At 67.7% G+C, this 18440-nt stretch carries 17 protein-coding genes; 3 read left to right on the top strand and 14 right to left on the bottom strand.

All coding sequences use genetic code 11. The features are described from left to right. Nucleotides 1-95 precede the first annotated feature (95 nt). The 12 genes from KUD94_RS14405 to KUD94_RS14350 form a co-directional block, all read right to left on the bottom strand. Entirely contained in the window at nucleotides 96-1703 is a 1608-nt protein-coding gene (locus KUD94_RS14405; RefSeq protein ID WP_218237851.1) for a WD40 repeat domain-containing protein, read from the bottom strand. A 72-nt stretch (nucleotides 1704-1775) separates the two neighbouring features. Then, entirely contained in the window at nucleotides 1776-2426 is a 651-nt protein-coding gene (locus KUD94_RS14400; protein ID WP_218237850.1) for a 2-hydroxychromene-2-carboxylate isomerase, read from the bottom strand. Between the two features lie 299 nt (nucleotides 2427-2725). Next, a complete protein-coding gene (locus KUD94_RS14395; RefSeq protein WP_218237849.1) occupies nucleotides 2726-3223 on the bottom strand; it encodes a YbaK/EbsC family protein in 498 nt (165 codons plus the stop codon). Nucleotides 3224-3225: 2 nt separating this feature from the next. Beyond that, nucleotides 3226-4134 carry a hydroxymethylglutaryl-CoA lyase gene (locus KUD94_RS14390; protein ID WP_218237848.1) on the bottom strand — a complete coding sequence of 303 codons (909 nt, stop codon included), beginning with the start codon at nucleotides 4132-4134 and terminating at the stop codon, nucleotides 3226-3228. 28 nt (nucleotides 4135-4162) lie between these two features. Then, nucleotides 4163-5641: a sulfatase-like hydrolase/transferase gene (locus KUD94_RS14385; protein WP_218237847.1), complete on the bottom strand. Its 1479-nt coding sequence runs from the start codon at nucleotides 5639-5641 to the stop codon at nucleotides 4163-4165. 97 nt (nucleotides 5642-5738) lie between these two features. Further along, nucleotides 5739-7748, bottom strand: a complete 2010-nt coding sequence (locus tag KUD94_RS14380; RefSeq protein ID WP_218237846.1) for an acetyl/propionyl/methylcrotonyl-CoA carboxylase subunit alpha — start codon at nucleotides 7746-7748, stop codon at nucleotides 5739-5741. 13 nt (nucleotides 7749-7761) lie between these two features. Next, nucleotides 7762-8511 carry a DUF4126 domain-containing protein gene (locus KUD94_RS14375; protein WP_218237845.1) on the bottom strand — a complete coding sequence of 250 codons (750 nt, stop codon included), beginning with the start codon at nucleotides 8509-8511 and terminating at the stop codon, nucleotides 7762-7764. Nucleotides 8512-8762: 251 nt separating this feature from the next. Beyond that, nucleotides 8763-9548, bottom strand: coding sequence for an enoyl-CoA hydratase/isomerase family protein (locus KUD94_RS14370; protein WP_218237844.1), 786 nt, complete (start codon nucleotides 9546-9548; stop codon nucleotides 8763-8765). Further along, on the bottom strand, nucleotides 9545-10057 hold the full coding sequence (locus KUD94_RS14365; protein WP_218237843.1) for a DinB family protein: 513 nt from the start codon (nucleotides 10055-10057) through the stop codon (nucleotides 9545-9547). Before KUD94_RS14365 ends, KUD94_RS14370 begins: the two co-directional genes overlap by 4 nt. 2 nt (nucleotides 10058-10059) lie before the next feature. Further along, nucleotides 10060-10461 carry a PIN domain nuclease gene (locus KUD94_RS14360; protein ID WP_218237842.1) on the bottom strand — a complete coding sequence of 134 codons (402 nt, stop codon included), beginning with the start codon at nucleotides 10459-10461 and terminating at the stop codon, nucleotides 10060-10062. After that, nucleotides 10448-10789 carry a type II toxin-antitoxin system VapB family antitoxin gene (locus KUD94_RS14355; RefSeq protein WP_218237841.1) on the bottom strand — a complete coding sequence of 114 codons (342 nt, stop codon included), beginning with the start codon at nucleotides 10787-10789 and terminating at the stop codon, nucleotides 10448-10450. The genes KUD94_RS14360 and KUD94_RS14355 overlap by 14 nt, the downstream gene beginning before the upstream one ends. Nucleotides 10790-10828: 39 nt before the next feature. Beyond that, nucleotides 10829-12451 carry a carboxyl transferase domain-containing protein gene (locus KUD94_RS14350; protein ID WP_218237840.1) on the bottom strand — a complete coding sequence of 541 codons (1623 nt, stop codon included), beginning with the start codon at nucleotides 12449-12451 and terminating at the stop codon, nucleotides 10829-10831. Nucleotides 12452-12632: 181 nt separating this feature from the next. On the opposite strand from KUD94_RS14350, the gene KUD94_RS14345 reads away from it, so the two are divergent. Continuing rightward, nucleotides 12633-13682: an AraC family transcriptional regulator gene (locus tag KUD94_RS14345; protein WP_218237839.1), complete on the top strand. Its 1050-nt coding sequence runs from the start codon at nucleotides 12633-12635 to the stop codon at nucleotides 13680-13682. 130 nt (nucleotides 13683-13812) lie between these two features. Then, nucleotides 13813-14859 (top strand): virulence RhuM family protein, encoded by a 1047-nt coding sequence (locus tag KUD94_RS14340; protein ID WP_218237838.1) that lies wholly within the window; start codon nucleotides 13813-13815, stop codon nucleotides 14857-14859. Nucleotides 14860-14925: 66 nt separating this feature from the next. Here the strand turns inward: KUD94_RS14340 and KUD94_RS14335 are convergent, their stop codons facing one another. Continuing rightward, a complete protein-coding gene (locus KUD94_RS14335) occupies nucleotides 14926-15327 on the bottom strand; it encodes a YchJ family protein (RefSeq protein WP_218237837.1) in 402 nt (133 codons plus the stop codon). Beyond that, nucleotides 15324-16454 carry an acyl-CoA dehydrogenase family protein gene (locus tag KUD94_RS14330; RefSeq protein ID WP_218237836.1) on the bottom strand — a complete coding sequence of 377 codons (1131 nt, stop codon included), beginning with the start codon at nucleotides 16452-16454 and terminating at the stop codon, nucleotides 15324-15326. Before KUD94_RS14330 ends, KUD94_RS14335 begins: the two co-directional genes overlap by 4 nt. Nucleotides 16455-16613: 159 nt before the next feature. On the opposite strand from KUD94_RS14330, the gene KUD94_RS14325 reads away from it, so the two are divergent. Next, on the top strand, nucleotides 16614-18440 hold the full coding sequence (locus KUD94_RS14325; RefSeq protein ID WP_218237835.1) for an SLC13 family permease: 1827 nt from the start codon (nucleotides 16614-16616) through the stop codon (nucleotides 18438-18440).

Here is an 18440-nt window from a genome sequence, read left to right as displayed (position 1 = left end):
GGCTGTAGCGCCCTACCATCAAGCGCTGGCAGCTATGAATTTTGTATTTTCTTGACCAGCCTCCCGCCGAACATTGGCGCAGGCTGCCGCGCGGGTCAAGCGGTCGCCCCCTGCCACTGCCGCCAGGCGGGCAGTTGCCGCACGCCGATTTTTTCCGGCTGCAGCGCGCAGTGGTGCAGCGCCTGGCCCAGGGCGGCGTCGCCGATGTCGGCGGGCAGGGGCAGATGCGGCCATTCCTGTTCGGCAAAGCGTCCGCCGCCCAGCACGCAGCCGGGCCACAGGTCCAGCGTGCCGTCGTGCAGGCTGAGGGTGAAGTAGCGCGTGGCCTCGGGCAGCGCTTCGCTGAACTCGTGCGCTCGGCCGAAGACACGCACCCGCGGCATGTCGGCAGCGTCCATGCCCAGCGCTTGCCAACGCTCAGGGTCGGTGTCCAGGCCGGCGGGCAGGTCGGGGATGAAGCCGCTCTTGTCAAAACGCGCGAGCGCCTGGCGCACGGCGCGGCCCAGGTCTTGGGCGCTGGCGTCGGGCGCAAGCACCACGACATCGGGCTGCGGCAGGTAGCGCATCAGCGCAAACAGGCGCTCGGCCTGCACCACGATGCGGTCCGGGCAAAAGAAGACGGCCGCGCGCGGCGCATGGTGCTTGCGCACCTGCGGCAGGCGGGCGACGGCAGTCATGGTGGCGCTGTGCAGCTCGGCGGCTGGCTGGCCTTCGGCAGTGGACCAGCTGGCGACCTCTTCCCGCGGCAGCACCAGGCCCTTGGCGCCGGTGATGGCCAGCAGATCGCCGCCCGGCGCCCAGGCCAGGCCGCGCAAGTTGTCGCCATAGGCGCGTTGCTTGACCTGCAAGGTGTGCGCATCGAGAAAAACGATCTCGCCCCAGGAGAGCACCAGCGCCAGCTCCGCGCCGTCGGCCGACCAGACCACGTCGCTGGCGTGCTGGCTTTGCTGCCAGACCAATGGCGACTGCTGCAGCTGCGCCTGCCGCAGCACGCCGCCGTCGGTATCGAGCAGGCGCAGCTCCAGCGGCCCGGTGCCCGGCCAGGTCTCGGAGAGCACCAGCAGCCGCTCACCATCCGGGCAATGCCAGGCCTGCTGCAGGGGACGCGTGCGGCTCTCCAGCAGCCGCGCCGCGCCGGGTACCAGCGGCCACTGCCATTGCAGCAGGTGCGAGGTGCAGGTGGGCGGCACGTCGTCAGCGCTGTGGTGCCATTCGTTGAAGCCGATCAGCACCCGGCCACTGGGCGCGTGCACGCTGAGGCAGGCTGCAAACCAGCGCTCATCGCCGAATTTTTCGACCCGCTCGCACGCGCCCGTGGCGGGGTTGAACACGCGCAAGCTGGCGTACTGGCCCAGAGCGAGCAGCCGGTCGCCCGTGGGCGAGACGGCGAGCTTTTCCATCCAGGCACGCGGCTCCAGCGCGATGCTGCACAGCGACGCGCCGCTGTGCAGGTCTGCCACGACGGCCTGGCTGTAGCCGTTGGAGGTGGCGGCCCAGCGCTGGCTGGCGGAAACCGCCAGCGACGCGGGGTTGACCACGCGCGGGGCGGTGAGGCGCCTGCGCCCTTCCTGCACGTCCCAGACCTCGACCCCGCGCGTGCCCAGTTGCACCAGGGTGTGCGCATCGACGAACCGCGGAAAGCTGCCGCTGCCCAGGCGAAAGGCCGGGGGCTTCAAGCGCCAGGGGGAGGGTTTCTTGGCCATGCTTTCTCCTTGTGAAAGAAATATGCCCGGAACGCCCAGCAGCCGGGCGCCAGCAGCTATTGATTTTAGGACTCAGGGAATGCCTGGGAGGCCCGAAGGCTGCTGCGCCGCTTGCGCCCACGCAGGGCCGTCGAACCACGCGTCGCAGTCCAGAAACGCGCGCAGCATGGGCAGGCTGTCCAAGCCCCAGAAGAGCCTGCCCTGCACTTCAAACGTCGGCACGCCGAACACGCCACGCGCGGCGGCCTGGTCGGTATTGGCGCGCAAGAGCGCCTTGGCGTGGGCGGCGGCGTCGCCCTCGGGCTGCCATTGCTCGGCCAGTGCCTGGGTCAATTGCGTCAGGCGCTCGGGGTCGAGCGCATCGTGCCCGCCCTGCCAGACGTGGCGCAGCACGGCGCCTGCGGTGAAGCGGTTGACATCGCCGTCCGGGCTGTGGCCGAGGGCCAGGCGCAGCAGCGGCAAGGAGTGAAAGGGATGGCGCGCGGGCATGTCCAGACCTACGCCCAGGCTGTGGCCCAGCCAATTCACGTGGCGATAAAGCCAGTCGCGCTTGGGTGCCACGCTGACCGGCGCCGGGTTGCCGTGGTGCTGCAGCAGCGCGCCCAGCAGCACCGGGCGGTAACGCACGTGCACGCTCAGGCCTTCAAGGGTGCGCGGCAGTTGCTCAAAGGCGAGCCAGGCGTAGGGGGAGACGAAGTCGAGGTAGAAGGTGATTTCGTGCATGGGGTCTGGCTCTGATCGTGGACAAGGAAAGGCGACATCACAGGCCGCTGGCCCTCACCCCGGCCCTCTCCCAGAGGGAGAGGGAGGAAAACCGGGGCCGCGTGTCGCCCCGCCTCTTGTGCGCAGAGGTGCCAAACCGGCGCGGCATGGCACCCTCGCCCCTTTGGGGAGGGAGAAAAGCCGGGGCCGCGTTTCGCCCCGCCTCTTGCGCGCAGCGGGGCCAAACCGGCGCGGTATTTCTCCCTCGCCCCTCTGGGGAGAGGGCTGGGGTGAGGGGCTGCGCCAGTCGGCACACTCTTTCAGGCGCTGGTTTTGGGCGCCTGCACCACATCGGCCACGGGCGCGCCGGTCAGGCGCTCCAGGTCTTGGGGCTTGAGGCGGAACACCGCGTGCGGGTGCCCTGCGGCGGCCCAGATTTCGTCGAAGCGCAGCAGTTCGGCATCGATCAGGGTCACCGGCGCCCGGCTGAAGCCGACGGGTGAGACGCCGCCGATGGTGAAGCCCGTCGCGCTCTTGACGAAGTCGGCGTCGGCGCGGCCGATCGGGCCGATCAGGGCGCTGACTTTTTTCTCGTCCACGCGCCGGTCGCCCGAGGTGACGACGAGCACCGCTGCGTCATCGCTCTTGCGCCGGAAGATGATGCTCTTGGCGATCTGGCCGACGACGACGCCGAGCGCGTCGGCCGCCTCTTGTGCGGTGCGCGCCGAGATGTCGAGCATTTGCGGCGCATGCGGATGGCCGGCGGCCTGCAGGGCGGCGCGCACGCGCTGCACGCTGTCGGAGTCTTGCGCCGCCATGGTCAAGCCGCCCGCTTGTTCAGCATGGCCACGGCCACGCGCGACTGGGGCTGCTTGCCCAGCACGCCGCTGATGAAGGCGCCGGCGTCGACCAGCTTGTCCAGGTCGATGCCGGTCTCTATGCCCAGGCCGTGCAGCAGATAGACCACGTCCTCGGTCGCCACGTTGCCCGTCGCGCCCTTGGCATAGGGGCAGCCGCCCAGGCCGGCAACGGAGGACTGGAAATTCCACACGCCCATGTGCAGCGCGGCCAGCGTGTTGGACAGCGCCTGGCCGTAGGTGTCGTGAAAGTGGCCGCTCACGTGGTCGATGTCGTAGTGCTTGAGCGCGGCTTCCATTGCGCGCTGCACCTTGAGCGGCGTGCCCACGCCTATGGTGTCGGCCACGTCCACGCGCTCAACGCCTATGCCGCGCATCAAGCCCGCCAGATATTCCACGCGCGCCGGAGCGATATCGCCCTCGTAGGGGCAGCCGACGGTGCAGCTCATGGCGCCGCGCACCGCCACGCCGGCGGCCAGTGCGGCCTGCACCACAGGGGCAAAACGCTCGATGCTCTCGGCGATCGAGCAGTTGATGTTCTTCTGGCTAAAGGCTTCGCTCGCCGCACCAAAGACGACGATCTCGTCGGGCCGGTCTTGCACCGCCGCCTCCCAGCCCTTGAGGTTGGGCACCAGCACGCTGTAGCGCACGCCGGTCTGGCGCTGCACGCCGGCCATCACCGCGTGGTTGTCGGCCATTTGCGGCACCCATTTGGGGCTGACGTAGCTGGTGACTTCGATCTCGTGCAGGCCGGCCGCTTGCAGCTTGTGGACCAGGGCGATCTTGTCGCTGGCCGGGAGGGGTTGTTTTTCGTTTTGCAGGCCGTCGCGCGGGCCGACGTCGATGAGGCGGACGTGGGTTGGATAGGTCATGGTGATTCACTCGGTCTCTTGGATGCAATCATCGCATCGCCCGGCGGACTTCGCAGGCGTCCTGGTGCACGAGCGTGGCAAACGGGGTGCCGTCGAGCGCGGGTGGCGGAGGCGTTTGCGCACTGCCCAGCGACGGATAGGGTGCGGGACGGCCCAGCAGGTCGGCCATCGTCGCGGCGAAGACGCGGTTGTCATAGCGCGGCAGGCCATCGGGCGCAGCCCATGCATTGCGAGTCGCCTGGCTGCTCCATTGCGGCTGATCGGCACGAAACGCCGCGTTGCTCCACAGCATGAAGGGCACTTCGTAGGCGCTTTGCGCACTACCGTGGGTGTAGTTGCTACCGCAGGCGGGAAGGTTCAGTCCGTGGTCCGAGATGTAGAGCAGCACCGCGCGGCGCTCCTTGGCGTGCCGGTGCAGCAGCCTTATCCACTGCGCCAGCAGTTGGCTCGAAGCGGCAATGCTGTTGTCGTACGGATCATCCCAGCGGGCCTGCTGCGGTTCGTAGCGCTGGCCCACGCGCGGATGGCTACCGTAGGTATGCAGCGTCACCAGCAGCGGTTGGCCGGGTCTGGCCTCGTCGAGCGCTTGGCGCAGCAGGGGTGTGAGCCCGCTGTCGCGTGCGCCGGCAGGCAGATTCACGTACCGGTCCGACCGCTGACGATAGGCCACGTGAAAGAAGGTCTCGCCGATACCCGAACGGCTTTGGTTGCTCAGCGTCACAACCCGAAACCCCGCCGCATGCGCCCAGTCGAGCCAGGTCGGCAAGCCCTGAACTGGCAAGCGGTCGAGCTCCGATCCGCTGAGCAGCATGGGCACTGCCTGAGCGGTGTTGTTGCCGTTGCTGAGCACTGACAGGACCTGCAGCTCGGAACGCACAGGCGTCAGGTCCTCGTTCGTTGGATGCCCGCCATAGCCCAGCAGCGACCAGCGCAGTGCACTGGCGCTCTCGCCCAGGACCACGACGATGAGATCGGCACGCACGGAAGCGGTCGGCGGAGCCACGCCGGGTACGGAAAATATCTGCGCCTGCGCCGCCTGTTGGCGCGCCAGCGATTCGAGCAGCCCAAGCGGATAGACCCGGTCGATGTTGCTCAGCGCCGACACCAGCGTCTGCTGCTTGGCAATCGAAACCACAGCCCATGCCAGCCAGACCCATGCGATCAGAACCAGGACGGCGCGCAGCGCCCGATGCAAGTGCAAGGGTCGGTGCCCGATCCACCATGCGGCGCCGCTGGCGGCCACCAGCCAAGCGAGCAGCCACAGCCCGTCACGCACACGGTAAGAGGCTGCGTACTGCATTGCCTCGCTCGTGTGCGAACCCAAAATGGTGAACCAGAAATACTCGTCGGGCGCCGAGCGCACCGCCAGGAAATAGCCGAGGTATACCGCCCCGATCGGTACCAGCAGCCCTGCCGCCAGGCGCGCGCCGTGGCGCCACAGAAACACCGGCGCCAGCAGCAACGCCGAACCCAAGGTATCGACCAGCCGATCGGCCGACGGCCACATCCATAGCACCGGACTGCAGAGGAAGCACCAAGCCAGCAGTGTAGGTGCGGCGCCCCACCGCGAACGGACGGGGACACGCGTCAAGGCGGCATGCGACTCAGGATGCATCGAGCTTGAGCAGTTCCTCGCCCTCGGCGATCTGGTCACCCGGCGCGTACAGCACCTCTTGCACCACGCCGTCTTGCGGCGCGGCGATGGTGTGCTCCATCTTCATGGCTTCCATCACGGCCAGCGCCTGGCCCTTGGCGACCTTGTCGCCGGCCTTCACCGCGATCGAGACGACCTTGCCCGGCATGGGCGCGGTCAGGCGTCCGCCCTCGGCCCCGCCTTCGTCGGCGCGCGAGAGCATGTCGAGTTCGGTGATGCGCGCCGCGCCCCGGGTGGCAAAGACGTATTCCTCCTCGCCCAGCGCATGCACCTGCACCAGCTCGCGCCGCTCGCCGTAGCGCAGGTCGATGCGGCCATCGGGCAGCGCGGTGATGGACAGCGGCTGCGGCGCGCCATCGCCCACTTGCAGCTGCAGGCCATCGTCCAGATAGCGCAGCTTGGCGACGAGCGGCTCGCCCTGGTATTCCAGATCGACGCGGCGCGTGGCCACGCCGTGCGAGCGAAAGCCGTCGGTGCGGCTGAAGGGGTCGTCGGTTTCTGCGGCGCGCTCGGCCAGCACGGTTTGCGCGACGGCGGCGGCCACGACCAGTTCGCGCCCCAGCGGGTCCTGGTTGAACAAGTGCTCGGCCTCGCGCGGGATCAGCGCGGTATCGAGCTGCGCCTGGCGAAACGAGTCGGTCGCCAGCACGTGGCGCAGAAACTGCACGTTGGTCTGCAGCCCGGCGATGTGCGTGGCAGCCAGCGCGGCATCGAGCCTGGCCAGCGCCTCCTGGCGCGTCTTGCCGTGCACGATGAGCTTGGCGATCATGCTGTCGTAGAAGGGGCTGATCGCGTCGCCCTCGCGCACGCCGTCGTCAAAGCGCACCGCGCCGATTTCAAACGCCACGTGTGCGGGCTTGCGGTAGACGCGCAGGGTGCCGGTGGCGGGCAGGAAGTCCTTGTCCGGGTTTTCGGCGCAGATGCGCGCCTCGATCGCGTGGCCGTGGATGGTGAGCTGCTCTTGCGCCAAAGGCAGCGGCTCGCCAAAGGCCACGCGCAATTGCCATTCGACCAGGTCTTGGCCGCTGATCGCCTCGGTCACCGGGTGCTCGACCTGCAGGCGCGTGTTCATCTCCATGAAGTAGAACTTCATTTGTTCGGGATGCGCATAACCGCCGGGCTGCTCGACGATGAATTCCACCGTGCCCGCGCCCACATAGCCGACGGCGCGCGCGGCGGCCACGGCCGCTTCGCCCATCTGGCGACGCAGCTCGGGCGTCATGCCGGGGGCGGGGGCTTCTTCCAGCACCTTCTGGTGGCGCCGCTGGGTGGAGCAGTCGCGCTCAAACAGGTAGACGCAGTTGCCCTGGGTATCACCAAAGATCTGGATTTCGATATGGCGCGGCTGCTGCACCAGTTTTTCGATCAGCACCGCGTCGTTGGCAAAGCTGTTGGCCGCCTCGCGCTTGCAGGAGGCGAGCGCATCGGCAAAGTCTTCGCTCTTGTAGACCTCGCGCATGCCTTTGCCGCCGCCGCCGGCGCTGGCCTTGATCAGCACCGGGTAGCCGATCTTGTCGGCCTCGCGCTGCAAGAGCTGCGGGTCTTGGTCCTCGCCCTGGTAGCCCGGCACCAGCGGCACGCCGGCCTTGGCCATGAGGCGCTTGGATTCGGCCTTCAGGCCCATGGCCTGGATGGCGCTGGCGGGCGGGCCGATGAAGACCAAGCCCGCGTCGGCGCAGGCGTGGGCAAAGGCCTCGTTCTCGCTCAGAAAGCCGTAACCGGGGTGGATCGCCTGCGCGCCCGTGGCGCGGGCGGCATCGATGATGCGCTGCCACTGCAGATAGCTCTCGGCCGGGGCATTGCCGCCGATGTACACCGCCTCGTCGCAGGCCAGCACGTGCTTGGCGTGCGCGTCCGCGTCGGAATAGACGGCGACGGTCTTCACGCCCATGCGGCGTGCGGTGGCCGCCACCCGGCAGGCGATTTCGCCGCGATTGGCGATCAGGATTTTTTCAAACATGGATTTCTCCTCATCAATTCAATGGCGCAGGTGTGGCCGGCGCGCCGAAGAAGGACCTCAGGCGGCGCCAGACGGCCAGCAGAAAGCGAAACAGCAGCACCAGCAGGGCGATGGACACCAACACCGTCACCACCAGCGCCACGCCAAACCACAGCGGATGCGCGATGGCCAGCCAGACGGCGCCCACCACCAGACCATCCTCGAACAGCGACGCGAGGCCGTTGGTAAACGGCTCGGGCGAGGTGTTGATGGCCGCACGCGTAGTGGCCTTGGTGGCAAACGAGGTCGCGGCCAGCGAGCCGCCGAGCAGCCCCGCGACCAGCGCCATGGTGCCCGAGTCGGCACCGAACACGCCCGCCGCCAGCAGCGCCCCGGCAGGGATGCGCACGACGCTGTGCACCGCATCCCAGACGCTGTCCACCCAGGGGATCTTGTCGGCGAAGAACTCCACGAACATCATGAAGCCCGCCGCCGTCAAGACCGCCGGATGCTGCAGCAACTGCAAGCCCGCGGGCAGTGCAATCCAGCCCAGCGCGCCCATGCCGCCGACCAGGAACACCACCGCATACAGCCGCAGCCCGCTGGCCCAGCCCAGCGCCGCCGCCAGCGCCACCAGCCCGGGCATGTCCAGCGTGGCGGCCGCGCGGCCCACCGCATCGCCCACCTGGCCGGCGACCTGCCCTGCCGCCTCCGCAGCCTGCGGCGCGACGTGAATGTCCAGGCCGTGCAGCCATTGGACGAGGGAGTCGAGGGGCGTGCTCATGGCTGGTCAAACCTTGCGTGGCCCGGGTTTGTCTCCCTCTCCCTCTGGGAGAGGGTTGGGGTGAGGGCCGGTGCCGCCGTGAACGCGACGCGCTTTGCAGGCTGCGCGCAGCCCCTCACCCAGCCTCTCCCCAGAGGGGAGAGGGGCGATACCGGCCTCTTGAATGCCATCGCTTCCAAACCAATAGCTGCTCGCGCTTGTCCAGCAAGCGCCAGCGGCATATTTGGTCTGAAAAATCACGGTATCGCCCCTCAAGACACCAGCCAGTCGGGCTTGCGCTTTTGCAAAAAGGACTGCACGCCCTCCTTGCCCTCGCTGCTGGCGCGGATGTCGGCAATGCCTTGCACCGTGGCGGCGACCAGCGCGGGCGTGATCTCGCGCTCGGCCACGTCGCGCACCAGTTGCTTGCACACGCGCACCGCGTTCGGGCTGGCGCTGGTCAGCGCCTTGAGCCAGGTGGCGACGGTGGCGTCCAGTTCATCGGTCGCGACCACCTCGTGCACGAAGCCGATGCGATGCGCCTCGGCTGCGCTGAAGCGCTCTGCCGTCAAGAAATAACGATGCGCGGCACGCGCGCCCATCGCGCGGACCACGTAGGGGCTGATGGTGGCGGGGGCCAGGCCGAGCTTGACCTCGCTCAGGCAGAAGTGCGCGCTGTCCACACTCACCGCCAGGTCGCAAGCAGCCACCAGGCCCATGCCGCCGGCGTAGACGTCGCCCTGCACGCGCGCGATGGTGGGTTTGGGGCATTCGTAGATCACGCGCAGCATCTCTGCGAGCTTGGCGGCGTCCGCCAGGTTCTCCTCGCGCGTGTAGTCGGCCATGCGGCGCATCCAGTTCAGGTCGGCACCGGCGCAAAACGCCGGGCCAACGGCTGCCAGCACGATGGCGCGCACCTCGTCGCGCTGCCCCAGATCGGCAAAGGCCTGGGTGAGCTCGGCGATGACTTCGTCGTTGAAGGCGTTGCGCACCTCAGGACGGGTGAGCGTGATGGTGGCGACGTGGCCTTGCACGTCGGTATGAACAGCCGTCGTCATGTCGGGGATTCCTCTTGCAGCATGTAGGCCATGTCGAGTTCGGGGCAGCGCTGGCCCAGCGCCGTCAGTGCCGCCGTGATCTGCCCGCGGTGGTGCGTGCCATGGTTGAAGACGTGGGCCAGCGTGGCAGCAAAGGGCAGCGAGACGGGCTCGCCGCCCATCGTCGTGTAGTTGAACCGGCCGTCAAAGCGCGATGCCGGCCAGCTCTCGATCAGCGGTTGCCAGCGGGCAGCGCCTTGCAGCAGGCGTTGCGCCAGGCGTGCGCGGTCCGGCTCGGCTTCGCCGTCCAGCGCCACCTTCAGCGAAACGCCCTCGGCAATGCGGCCCCACCACAGCAGGTGTTCGGCCACCAGCAGGTGGTTGAGGCTGCCGTGAATGCTCTTGAAAAACAGCCCCATGTCGCGCCGGTAGTCGGCTTCGTCCAGCGGCGCGACGGCGTCCAGCAGGCGCGTGCTGGCCCAGACGTTGTAGCGCGCCAGGGTCGAAAAATGGTCTTGCCAAGTGGGCATCGTCAATGCTCCCAAATGCGCAGACCCCGGTGCGCGGCAAAACCGTCGTAATCGCGGTCGCGGTGCAGCAGCAGGTAGTCGCGTTCGATGCAGAAGGCGGCGACCATCACGCCCGTGCTGGCGCGCACCGTGATGCCGCGCGCGCGCAGGTGGCGGTAGTGCTCGGCGGCGGCCAGCGCCACGTCCGCACCGCCGCAAGGCTCGACGCTGAGGGTTTGCAGCAGCGTCCGCGCCTGGCGCATCGCGCGCTCGTGGCGAAAGCCGCGCAGCACCTCGTACAGCACCACGTCGGGCACGACCAGACGGGTCTGGCCGTCCTGCAGCAGACGATCGAGTTCATCGCAGGCGGCGGTAGGCCGGTCGGCAAAAAAATCGATCCAGACGCTGGAGTCAACGACCAGCACGGTGGCGCTTCTCCGGTGTGGGGTTCGCTGGCGTTGGGGCTGGCGGCTTGGCGCGCGTGGCACGGTAGTCCGCCCGGCCTTCATTTACCTCCAGCGCGACAAGCGTGGGCGCTTCATCCACCTCGGTTTCCGGGTCCGGCTGCGTCCAGTCGATTGATTCGTCGCCTTCCCACTTGAGCTTGCCGCGCCATTTCAGGATTTCGCGGTACGCCGCCTGGCGCGCCAGCAGGCGCAGGCCTGCCTCCACGGTGTCCTTCTTGGTCGTGTAGGGGCCTGCCTGCATGGCCTTGGCCAACAAGTCGTCGTCAATATCAATGTTTGTGCGCATAATGTGTATCAATCATGAATTATTGACACATCGTACACCTTACATCCGGAAAACGCCAAACTTCACGTCTTCGATCGGCGCGTTGTGCGCCGCCGACAGGCCCAGCGCCAGCATGCGGCGGGTGTCGGCGGGGTCGATCACGCCGTCGTCCCACAGGCGGGCGCTGGCGTAATAGGGGTGGCCCTGCTCTTCGTACTGCTCGCGGATCGGGGCCTTGAAGGCTTCTTCCTCCTCGGCGCTCCACTGCCCGCCCTTGCGCTCTATGCCGTCGCGCTTGACGGTGGCCAGCACCGTGGCGGCCTGCTCGCCGCCCATCACGCTGATGCGCGCGTTGGGCCACATCCAGAGAAAGCGCGGGCTGTAGGCGCGCCCGCACATGCCGTAGTTGCCGGCGCCAAAGCTGCCGCCGATGATGACGGTGAATTTGGGCACGTTGGCCGTGGCCACCGCCGTGACCAGCTTGGCGCCGTGGCGGGCGATGCCTTCGTTTTCGTACTTGCGCCCGACCATGAAGCCGGTGATGTTCTGCAGGAAGACGAGCGGGATCTTGCGCTGGCAGCACAGCTCGATGAAGTGCGCGCCCTTTTGCGCCGACTCGGAAAACAGAATGCCGTTGTTGGCAATGATGCCCACGGGCATGCCTTCGATGTGCGCAAAGCCGCAGACCAGCGTGGTGCCAAAGCGCGCCTTGAATTCCTGGAAGGCGCTCTCGTCCGCGATGCGGGCGATGATCTCGTGCACGTCAAAGGGTTTGCGCGTGTCCTTGGGAATCACGCCGTAGAGCTCTTCGGGCGCGTATTTGGGCGGCGCGGGTTTGCGCAGCGCACCGGCGGGCGTCTTGGTGTGGTTCAGGTGTGCCACCACCTCGCGCGCCAGGGCCAGCGCATGGGTGTCGTTTTGCGCCAGGTAGTCGGCCACGCCCGACAGGCGCGTGTGCACGTCGCCCCCGCCCAGGTCTTCGGCGCTCACCTCCTCGCCCGTGGCGGCCTTCACCAGCGGCGGGCCGCCCAGAAAGATCGTGCCCTGGTTCTTGACGATGATGGATTCGTCGCTCATCGCCGGCACATAGGCGCCGCCCGCCGTACAACTGCCCATGACCACGGCGATCTGCGCAATGCCCTGCGCGCTCATGTTGGCCTGGTTGTAGAAGATGCGGCCGAAGTGGTCGCGGTCGGGGAAGACCTCGTCCTGGTTGGGCAAATTGGCGCCGCCCGAGTCCACCAGGTAGATGCAGGGCAGGCGGTTCTGCTGGGCGACCTCCTGCGCGCGCAGGTGCTTCTTCACCGTCATCGGGTAGTAGGTGCCGCCCTTCACCGTCGCGTCATTGCACACGATCATGCAGTCCACGCCAGAGACACGGCCAATGCCTGCAATCAGCCCGGCTGCCGGGGCGGAATCGGTGCCGTCGCGGTCCGGGTACATGTGCAGCGCCGCCAGCGGGGCAATTTCCAGAAACGGCGTGCCCGGGTCCAGCAGCATCTGCACGCGCACGCGCGGCAGCAGCTTGCCGCGCGCCAGGTGCTTCTTGCGCGCCGCCTCGCCCCCGCCCTGACCGACCTTGGCGACCTGGGCCTTGAGGTCGTCCACCAGCGCGCGCATGGCCTGAGCATTGGCCTGGAAATCGGCCGAACGCGGGTTGAGCTTGGTTTGCAAAACCGACATGGGATGTCCTTTATCTATTGTTTTGAGAGCTGCTCGCGCTTGTACAGCAAGCGTTTGAGGCCGATTTGACCCATATTCCCGGCGATGCTCCCGACGCCCTACCGGGCCACTTTAGCGCTTGTCGCGCCATGCGGGGCGCCAGACAGGTTGCAAAACCTGCCAGCCCGCAGCACACTCGCGCATGCTCGACATGCGCCCCGCCCGCAAGCCGCACGCCCGCACGCCCGTCGCTCTGGTGCTGGACGTCGTGCGCGCCTACGAGGTCCGCGCCATGCGCCCTGAAGAAGCTCTGGCGCAGGCACAAATCACGCCATCGCAACTCAAGCAGCCCCGGGGCTACGTGACCGCCACCCAGTTCGAGCGCCTGTGCGCCGCCGCCATGCGCGAACTGGACGACGAAGCCCTGGGCTGGTTCAGCCGTCGCCTGCCCTGGGGCAGCTACGGCATGCTGGCGCGCGCCTCCATCACATCGGGGCAGCTGGGGCTGGCGCTGGCGCGCTGGTGCCGCCACCACGCGCTGCTGACCGACGACATCACCCTGACGCTGAGCCAGGGCGGCGACAGCGCGCGCATCGCGATTGCCGAGCACCGCCCGCTCGGCCCGGGCGGCGCGCTGCGCGAGATCTGCCTGCTGTCCACGCTGCGCAACCTCCACGGCTTGGCCTGCTGGCTGATCGACACCCGCGTGCGGCTTGCGCGGGTGCAGTTTCCGTTCGCCGCGCCGGCGCACGCCGAGGTGTATCCATTGCTGTTCCCCGGGCCGATCGGCTTCGACGCCCCGCAGGCCGCATTTGAGTTCGACAGCCGCTATCTGGCCCTGCCCCTGACGCGCGACGAAGCCGCGCTGCAACACATGCTGCAGCGGGCGCTGCCGCTCACCGTCTGGCAATACCAGCGCGAGCGCCTGCTGGTAGCGCGCGTGCGCCAGCTTCTGGGCAGCGACCCGGCCATGCTGCAAAGCGCGGTGCTTGTGGCCGACGCGCTACACCTTTCAGAGCGCACGCTGCACCGCCAGCTGCGCCAGGAAGGCGCATCGCTGCAACAGCTCAAGAACGAAGTGCGCCGCGCCCAGGCCGAACACCTGCTGCGCCACACCGAACGCCCCGTCAAGCAGGTAGCGCAGGCGGCCGGCTTTGCCAGCGACAAGAGCTTCGCCCGCGCGTTTCGGGCCTGGGCGGGCTGCTCGCCGCAGCAGTACCGTGCGAGCTACCGCCAGTCGCCGTCCACGTAACACCAGCGCCCACACATGCGCGCGAAGCGGCTGAGTTCTTTCTTCCCCGGGTCCATACTTGGCCTTGAGTCAATCCGATATGCCAAGAGACGCCAGAGCAGCACCCGTCTGGCAGCACACAGGGCCAGACATGAGCAAGAGAAAGCAGACAGTTCCCTCCGTCCGCTCTTCCGCGGCGGAATACCTGACCTTTGTCGCAGCCTCCGGCCAAGGGGGCGTGGAGGCGGTATATGCCGACGAGAACGTCTGGCTGAGCCAGAAGATGATGGCCACGCTCTACGGCGTGGAGGTGCCCACCATCAACTACCACTTGAAAAAGGTATTTGCCGACAGCGAGTTGCGGGAGGACGCAGTTGTTAGAAATTTTCGAACAACTGCCGCCGACGGCAAGGGCTACGACACCAAGCACTACAGCTTGGCCGCCATCATCGCTGTGGGCTACAAGGTCAATTCCGAGCGTGCGGTGCAGTTTCGCAAATGGGCGATCGGCATCGTCGAGGAGTTCGCCATCAAGGGCTGGGCCATGGACGTGGAGCGACTGAAGCAAGGCGGCTCTGTCCTGTCCGACCGGTATTTCGAGGAGCAGCTTCAGCGCGTCCGCGAGATCCGCCTTTCGGAGCGCAAGTTCTACCAGAAGATCACCGACATCTATGCCACCGCCATCGACTACGACGTGAGCGCGCAGGCCACACAGCGGTTCTTTGCCACGGTGCAGAACAAGCTGCACTGGGCGATCCATGGCCACACTGCGGCGGAAGTGATCGTCGCCCGCGCCGATGCCGGAAAGACCCACATGGGCCTGGCCACCTGGAAGGACGCGCCGCGCGGAAAGATTCAGAAATTCGACGTGGTAGTGGCCAAGAACTACCTGAACGCGGACGAGCTGGTGCAGCTTTCCCGGCTGGTCAACGCCTACCTGGACATGGCCGAATTGATGGCACAGCGGAAAATGCCGATGACCATGCAGGACTGGGAGGCGCGCCTGAACCGCTTTCTGCAGTTGACGGAGCGCGAGGTATTGCAGGACGCCGGCCGCGTGAGCGCCGAAATTGCCAAAGCCCACGCCGAAACCGAGTTCGAGAAATACCGCATCGTGCAAGACAGGCTGTTTCAGAGCGATTTCGATCGCCTGCTGCTGCAGCTTGAAGACACGGAAAAACGGGGTCGCGAGCGATAAACGCCTGTGCCCGGACCTGGGCGCAATGGACTCGGAAAGCGGTCCGCTCCTGCGACGCTGCTCCCGCTACCGCCAATCCCCATCCACGTAATACCAGCGCCCCTCCTCGCGCACGAAGCGGCTGAGTTCATGCATGCGCGTGGCCTTGCCGTCGGCGCTGCGGCAGCGGGCGATGAATTCCACTTCGGCGCTGTGCTCGCCCGTCTGGCGGTGCTGGCGCACCTCCAGGCCCAGCCACTTCACGCCCGCATCAAAGCGCACGCGCGAGGGGCGCCGGCTTGCGTGCCAGGTGGCGCGCAGATAAGCCTCGTTTTCACGCACGTAGGCGCTGTAGCGCGAGCGCACCAGGCTTTCGGCGTCGGGCGCGGGTGTGGTGTCGAAGTGGTCCAGGTAGCGCTCGCAGCATTGGGCATAGGCCAGGGGTTTGCCGCGCGCGTCCAGCCGGCCGCAGTGGCAGGCCTGGCTCACGCCAGCGCCCGCTGGATGATGATTTTCTGCACGTCGCTCGTGCCTTCGTAGATCTGGCAGACGCGCACGTCGCGGTAGATGCGCTCGACCGGGAAGTCGCTCACGTAGCCATAGCCGCCCAGCGTCTGGATGGCGGCGCTGCACACGCGCTCGGCCATCTCGGTGGCAAAGAGCTTGGCCATGGCCGCCTCCTTCAGGCAGGGGCGACCGGCGTCGCGCAGGCTGGCGGCGTGCCAGATGAGCTGGCGTGCGGCCTCGATCTGCGTGGCGCAGTCGGCCAGGCGAAAACCCACGGCCTGGTGGTTGAAGATGGGCGTGCCAAAGCTCTCGCGCTCCTTGCTGTAGTGCAGCGCGCAATCGAGCGCCGCGCGCGCCATGCCCACGCTTTGCGCGGCGATGCCGATGCGCCCGCCCTCGAGCGCGGACAGTGCAATGCGGTAGCCCTCGCCCTCGGCGCCGATGAGGTTGGCGGCGCTCACGCGGCAGTTGTCGAACTGGATTTGCGCCGTGTCGCTGCTGTGCTGGCCCAGCTTGTCCTCCAGCCGCGCGACGATGTAGCCCGGCGTGCTCGTGGGCACGATGAAGGCGCTCATGCCGCGCTTGCCCGCGGCCTTGTCGGTGACGGCGATGACGATCGCGACCTGGCCGTTCTGGCCGCTGGTGATGAACTGCTTGACGCCGTTGATCACGTACTCGCCGTCGTCGAGCGTGGCCGTGGTGCGCAGCGCGGAGGCGTCCGAGCCGACGTGCGGCTCGGTCAGGCAAAACGCCCCGAGCATCTCACCGCGCGCCAGCGGGCTGAGCCAGTCGCGCTTTTGCGCCTCGGAGCCATAGCGCATCAAGATGGCGTTGACCGGGCAGTTGGTCACGGAAATCGCCGTGCTGGTGCCGCCGTCGCCCGCGGCGATTTCTTCCAGCACCAGCGCCAGCGTCAGGTAGTCGAGGCCTGCGCCGCCGTATTCCTCTGGCACGCAAATGCCGTAGGCGCCCAAGGCGGCCAGGCCCTGGTGCACCTCGCGCGGGAAGTGGTGCCCCTTGTCCCAGCGCGCGGCGTGGGGGGTGATCTGCTCGCGCACGAAGTCGCGCACGGCGTCGCGGATCATTTCCTGGTCTTGGGTCAACAGCATGGCGGCGGTCTGCAAAAGTGGAGCGCTGAGCAGCAGCGCGGACAGCGCCGATTCTTTCACAGCGCTGCGCCGGCCGAGCGCGGCTTTGCCACGCGGCGCCCGGGGGCTGTAGCATTGCCCCGCCTTGCGAGTCCGCCCGGCCGCCTTTGCCCGACGCCCATGCCCGCCGAGATTGCCGCCCTGCTGCGCGCCCATCCGCTGTTTGCCCGCTGTTCGCGGCTGGACCACGCGCGGCTGCTGGCGGCCGCCACGACCTGCCAGTTCAAGGCGGGAGAGCGCCTGTTCGAAGCGGGCGCGCCGTCCGAGCATTACTACTGGATCACCGCCGGCACGGCCAAGCTCTCGAGCACCCGCTCGCAGACCGCCGGGCCGGGCGACGGCCTGGGCGCCGAGGCCTTTGCCGACGGCACCGCCAGCGACAACCGCTATCTGGCCAGCGCCACGGCGCTGACTGAGGTGAGCGCACTGCGCCTGGAACGCGGCGCGCTGCGCAGCCTGCTGGCCAGCCGGCCCCAGCTCAAATCGCCGGCGCTCGCCGAACTCGCTCGTGCGCTGGGCGAACTGGCGCCGCCCGCTCCCGCCGCGCCGGCCGCCAGCGCCAGCGCGCCGCTGCCCTGGAAGGCTTTGCTGGGGTGGATCAGCACCATGGTGTTGTCGCCTCTGGCCTGGTGGATGGGGCAGCGGGCGGGGCTCACGCCGCAGGCGGCGGTTTATCTGGGCCTGTTCACCATGGCCGCGCTGATGTGGCTGTTTGCGCTGGTCGATGAATACATCCCGCCCCTGATCGCCGTCGTCGCCATGCTGTTCATCGAGCTGGTGCCGGCGCGCGTGGCGCTGCACGGGTTTTACTCGCGCACCTTCATCCTGCTGCTCGGGGTGTATGCGGTGTCGGCCGTGGTAGTGGCTTCGGGGCTTGCTTACCGGCTCATGCTCTGGACGCTGCTGCGCCTGCCGGACACGCCGTTCTGGCACCGCTCGGCGCTGACCTTCTTCGGCATGGTGTTGTCCATCGTCATGCCATCGTCCAACGCGCGCCTGGCGCTGATGCTGCCGCTGTACAAGGAAATGGACGCAAGCCTGGGCGCGCGCCGGCATTCGCCCGAAGCCAGCGCGCTGGTGGTGGCGACCTTCACCGGCGCGACGCTGTTCTCGCCGCTGCTGCTCACCGCCAAGAGCTCCAACCTCGCGGCCTTCGCGATGCTGCCGGCGCAGGTGCGGCTGAACTTTCAAGGCATCACCTGGCTGCTGGGCGCGACGGTGGTGGCGCTGGGCTTCGTGCTGGTGCACTTTGCCGTCATGCGCCTGGCCTGGCAGCCGCAGCAACGCACGGCCCTGCCGCTGGCGCGCATCCGCACCCAGCTCGTCACGCTCGGGCCGCTGCAGCCGGCGGAATGGGCGGCGGCGCTGGCCTTCACCACCTTCGTGCTGGGCGCGGCGCTGCCGCAGTGGCACCAGTCGCAGGCCGCTTGGCTCGCGGGCCTGGTGCTGGTTGCTCTGATGGTGCTGGGGCTGCTGGACAAGAGCGGCTTTCAGAGCAAGATCGACTGGCCGACGATCTTCTTCCTGCTGTGCCTGGACGGCTTTACCGACGCCATCAGCTACCTGCATCTGGACAAGGCCATGCTGCAGGTGCTGATGCCGCTGCTGGGCTGGATCCATGGCGACCTGGTCTGGTTCACGCTGCTGGCGCTGCTGGTCACCGTGGCGCTGCGCCTGGCGCTGCCGACGACCGCGGGCATGGTGCTGGCGGCCACGCTGCTGCTGCCCATAGGCCTGGCCAACGGCATCCACCCGTGGATCGTGGTGTTCCTGACCTCGCTGTTTTCCGACATCTGGTTCATGCCCCACCAGCAGTCCTCGTTTGCGCAGTTGCAGGGCGCGGGCATGCGCCAGCGCTGCGATGAAAGCCTGTTCTTTCGCTACGCCTGGTGGCTCAACGGCGTGCGCGTGCTGCTGGCGTTTGCCAGCATTCCCTGGTGGCGCTGA

Source organism: Comamonas sp. NLF-1-9 (assembly GCF_019195435.1).
Lineage (GTDB): Bacteria > Pseudomonadota > Gammaproteobacteria > Burkholderiales > Burkholderiaceae_C > Comamonas_C.
This window is presented reverse-complemented; position numbering and strand designations above follow the sequence as displayed.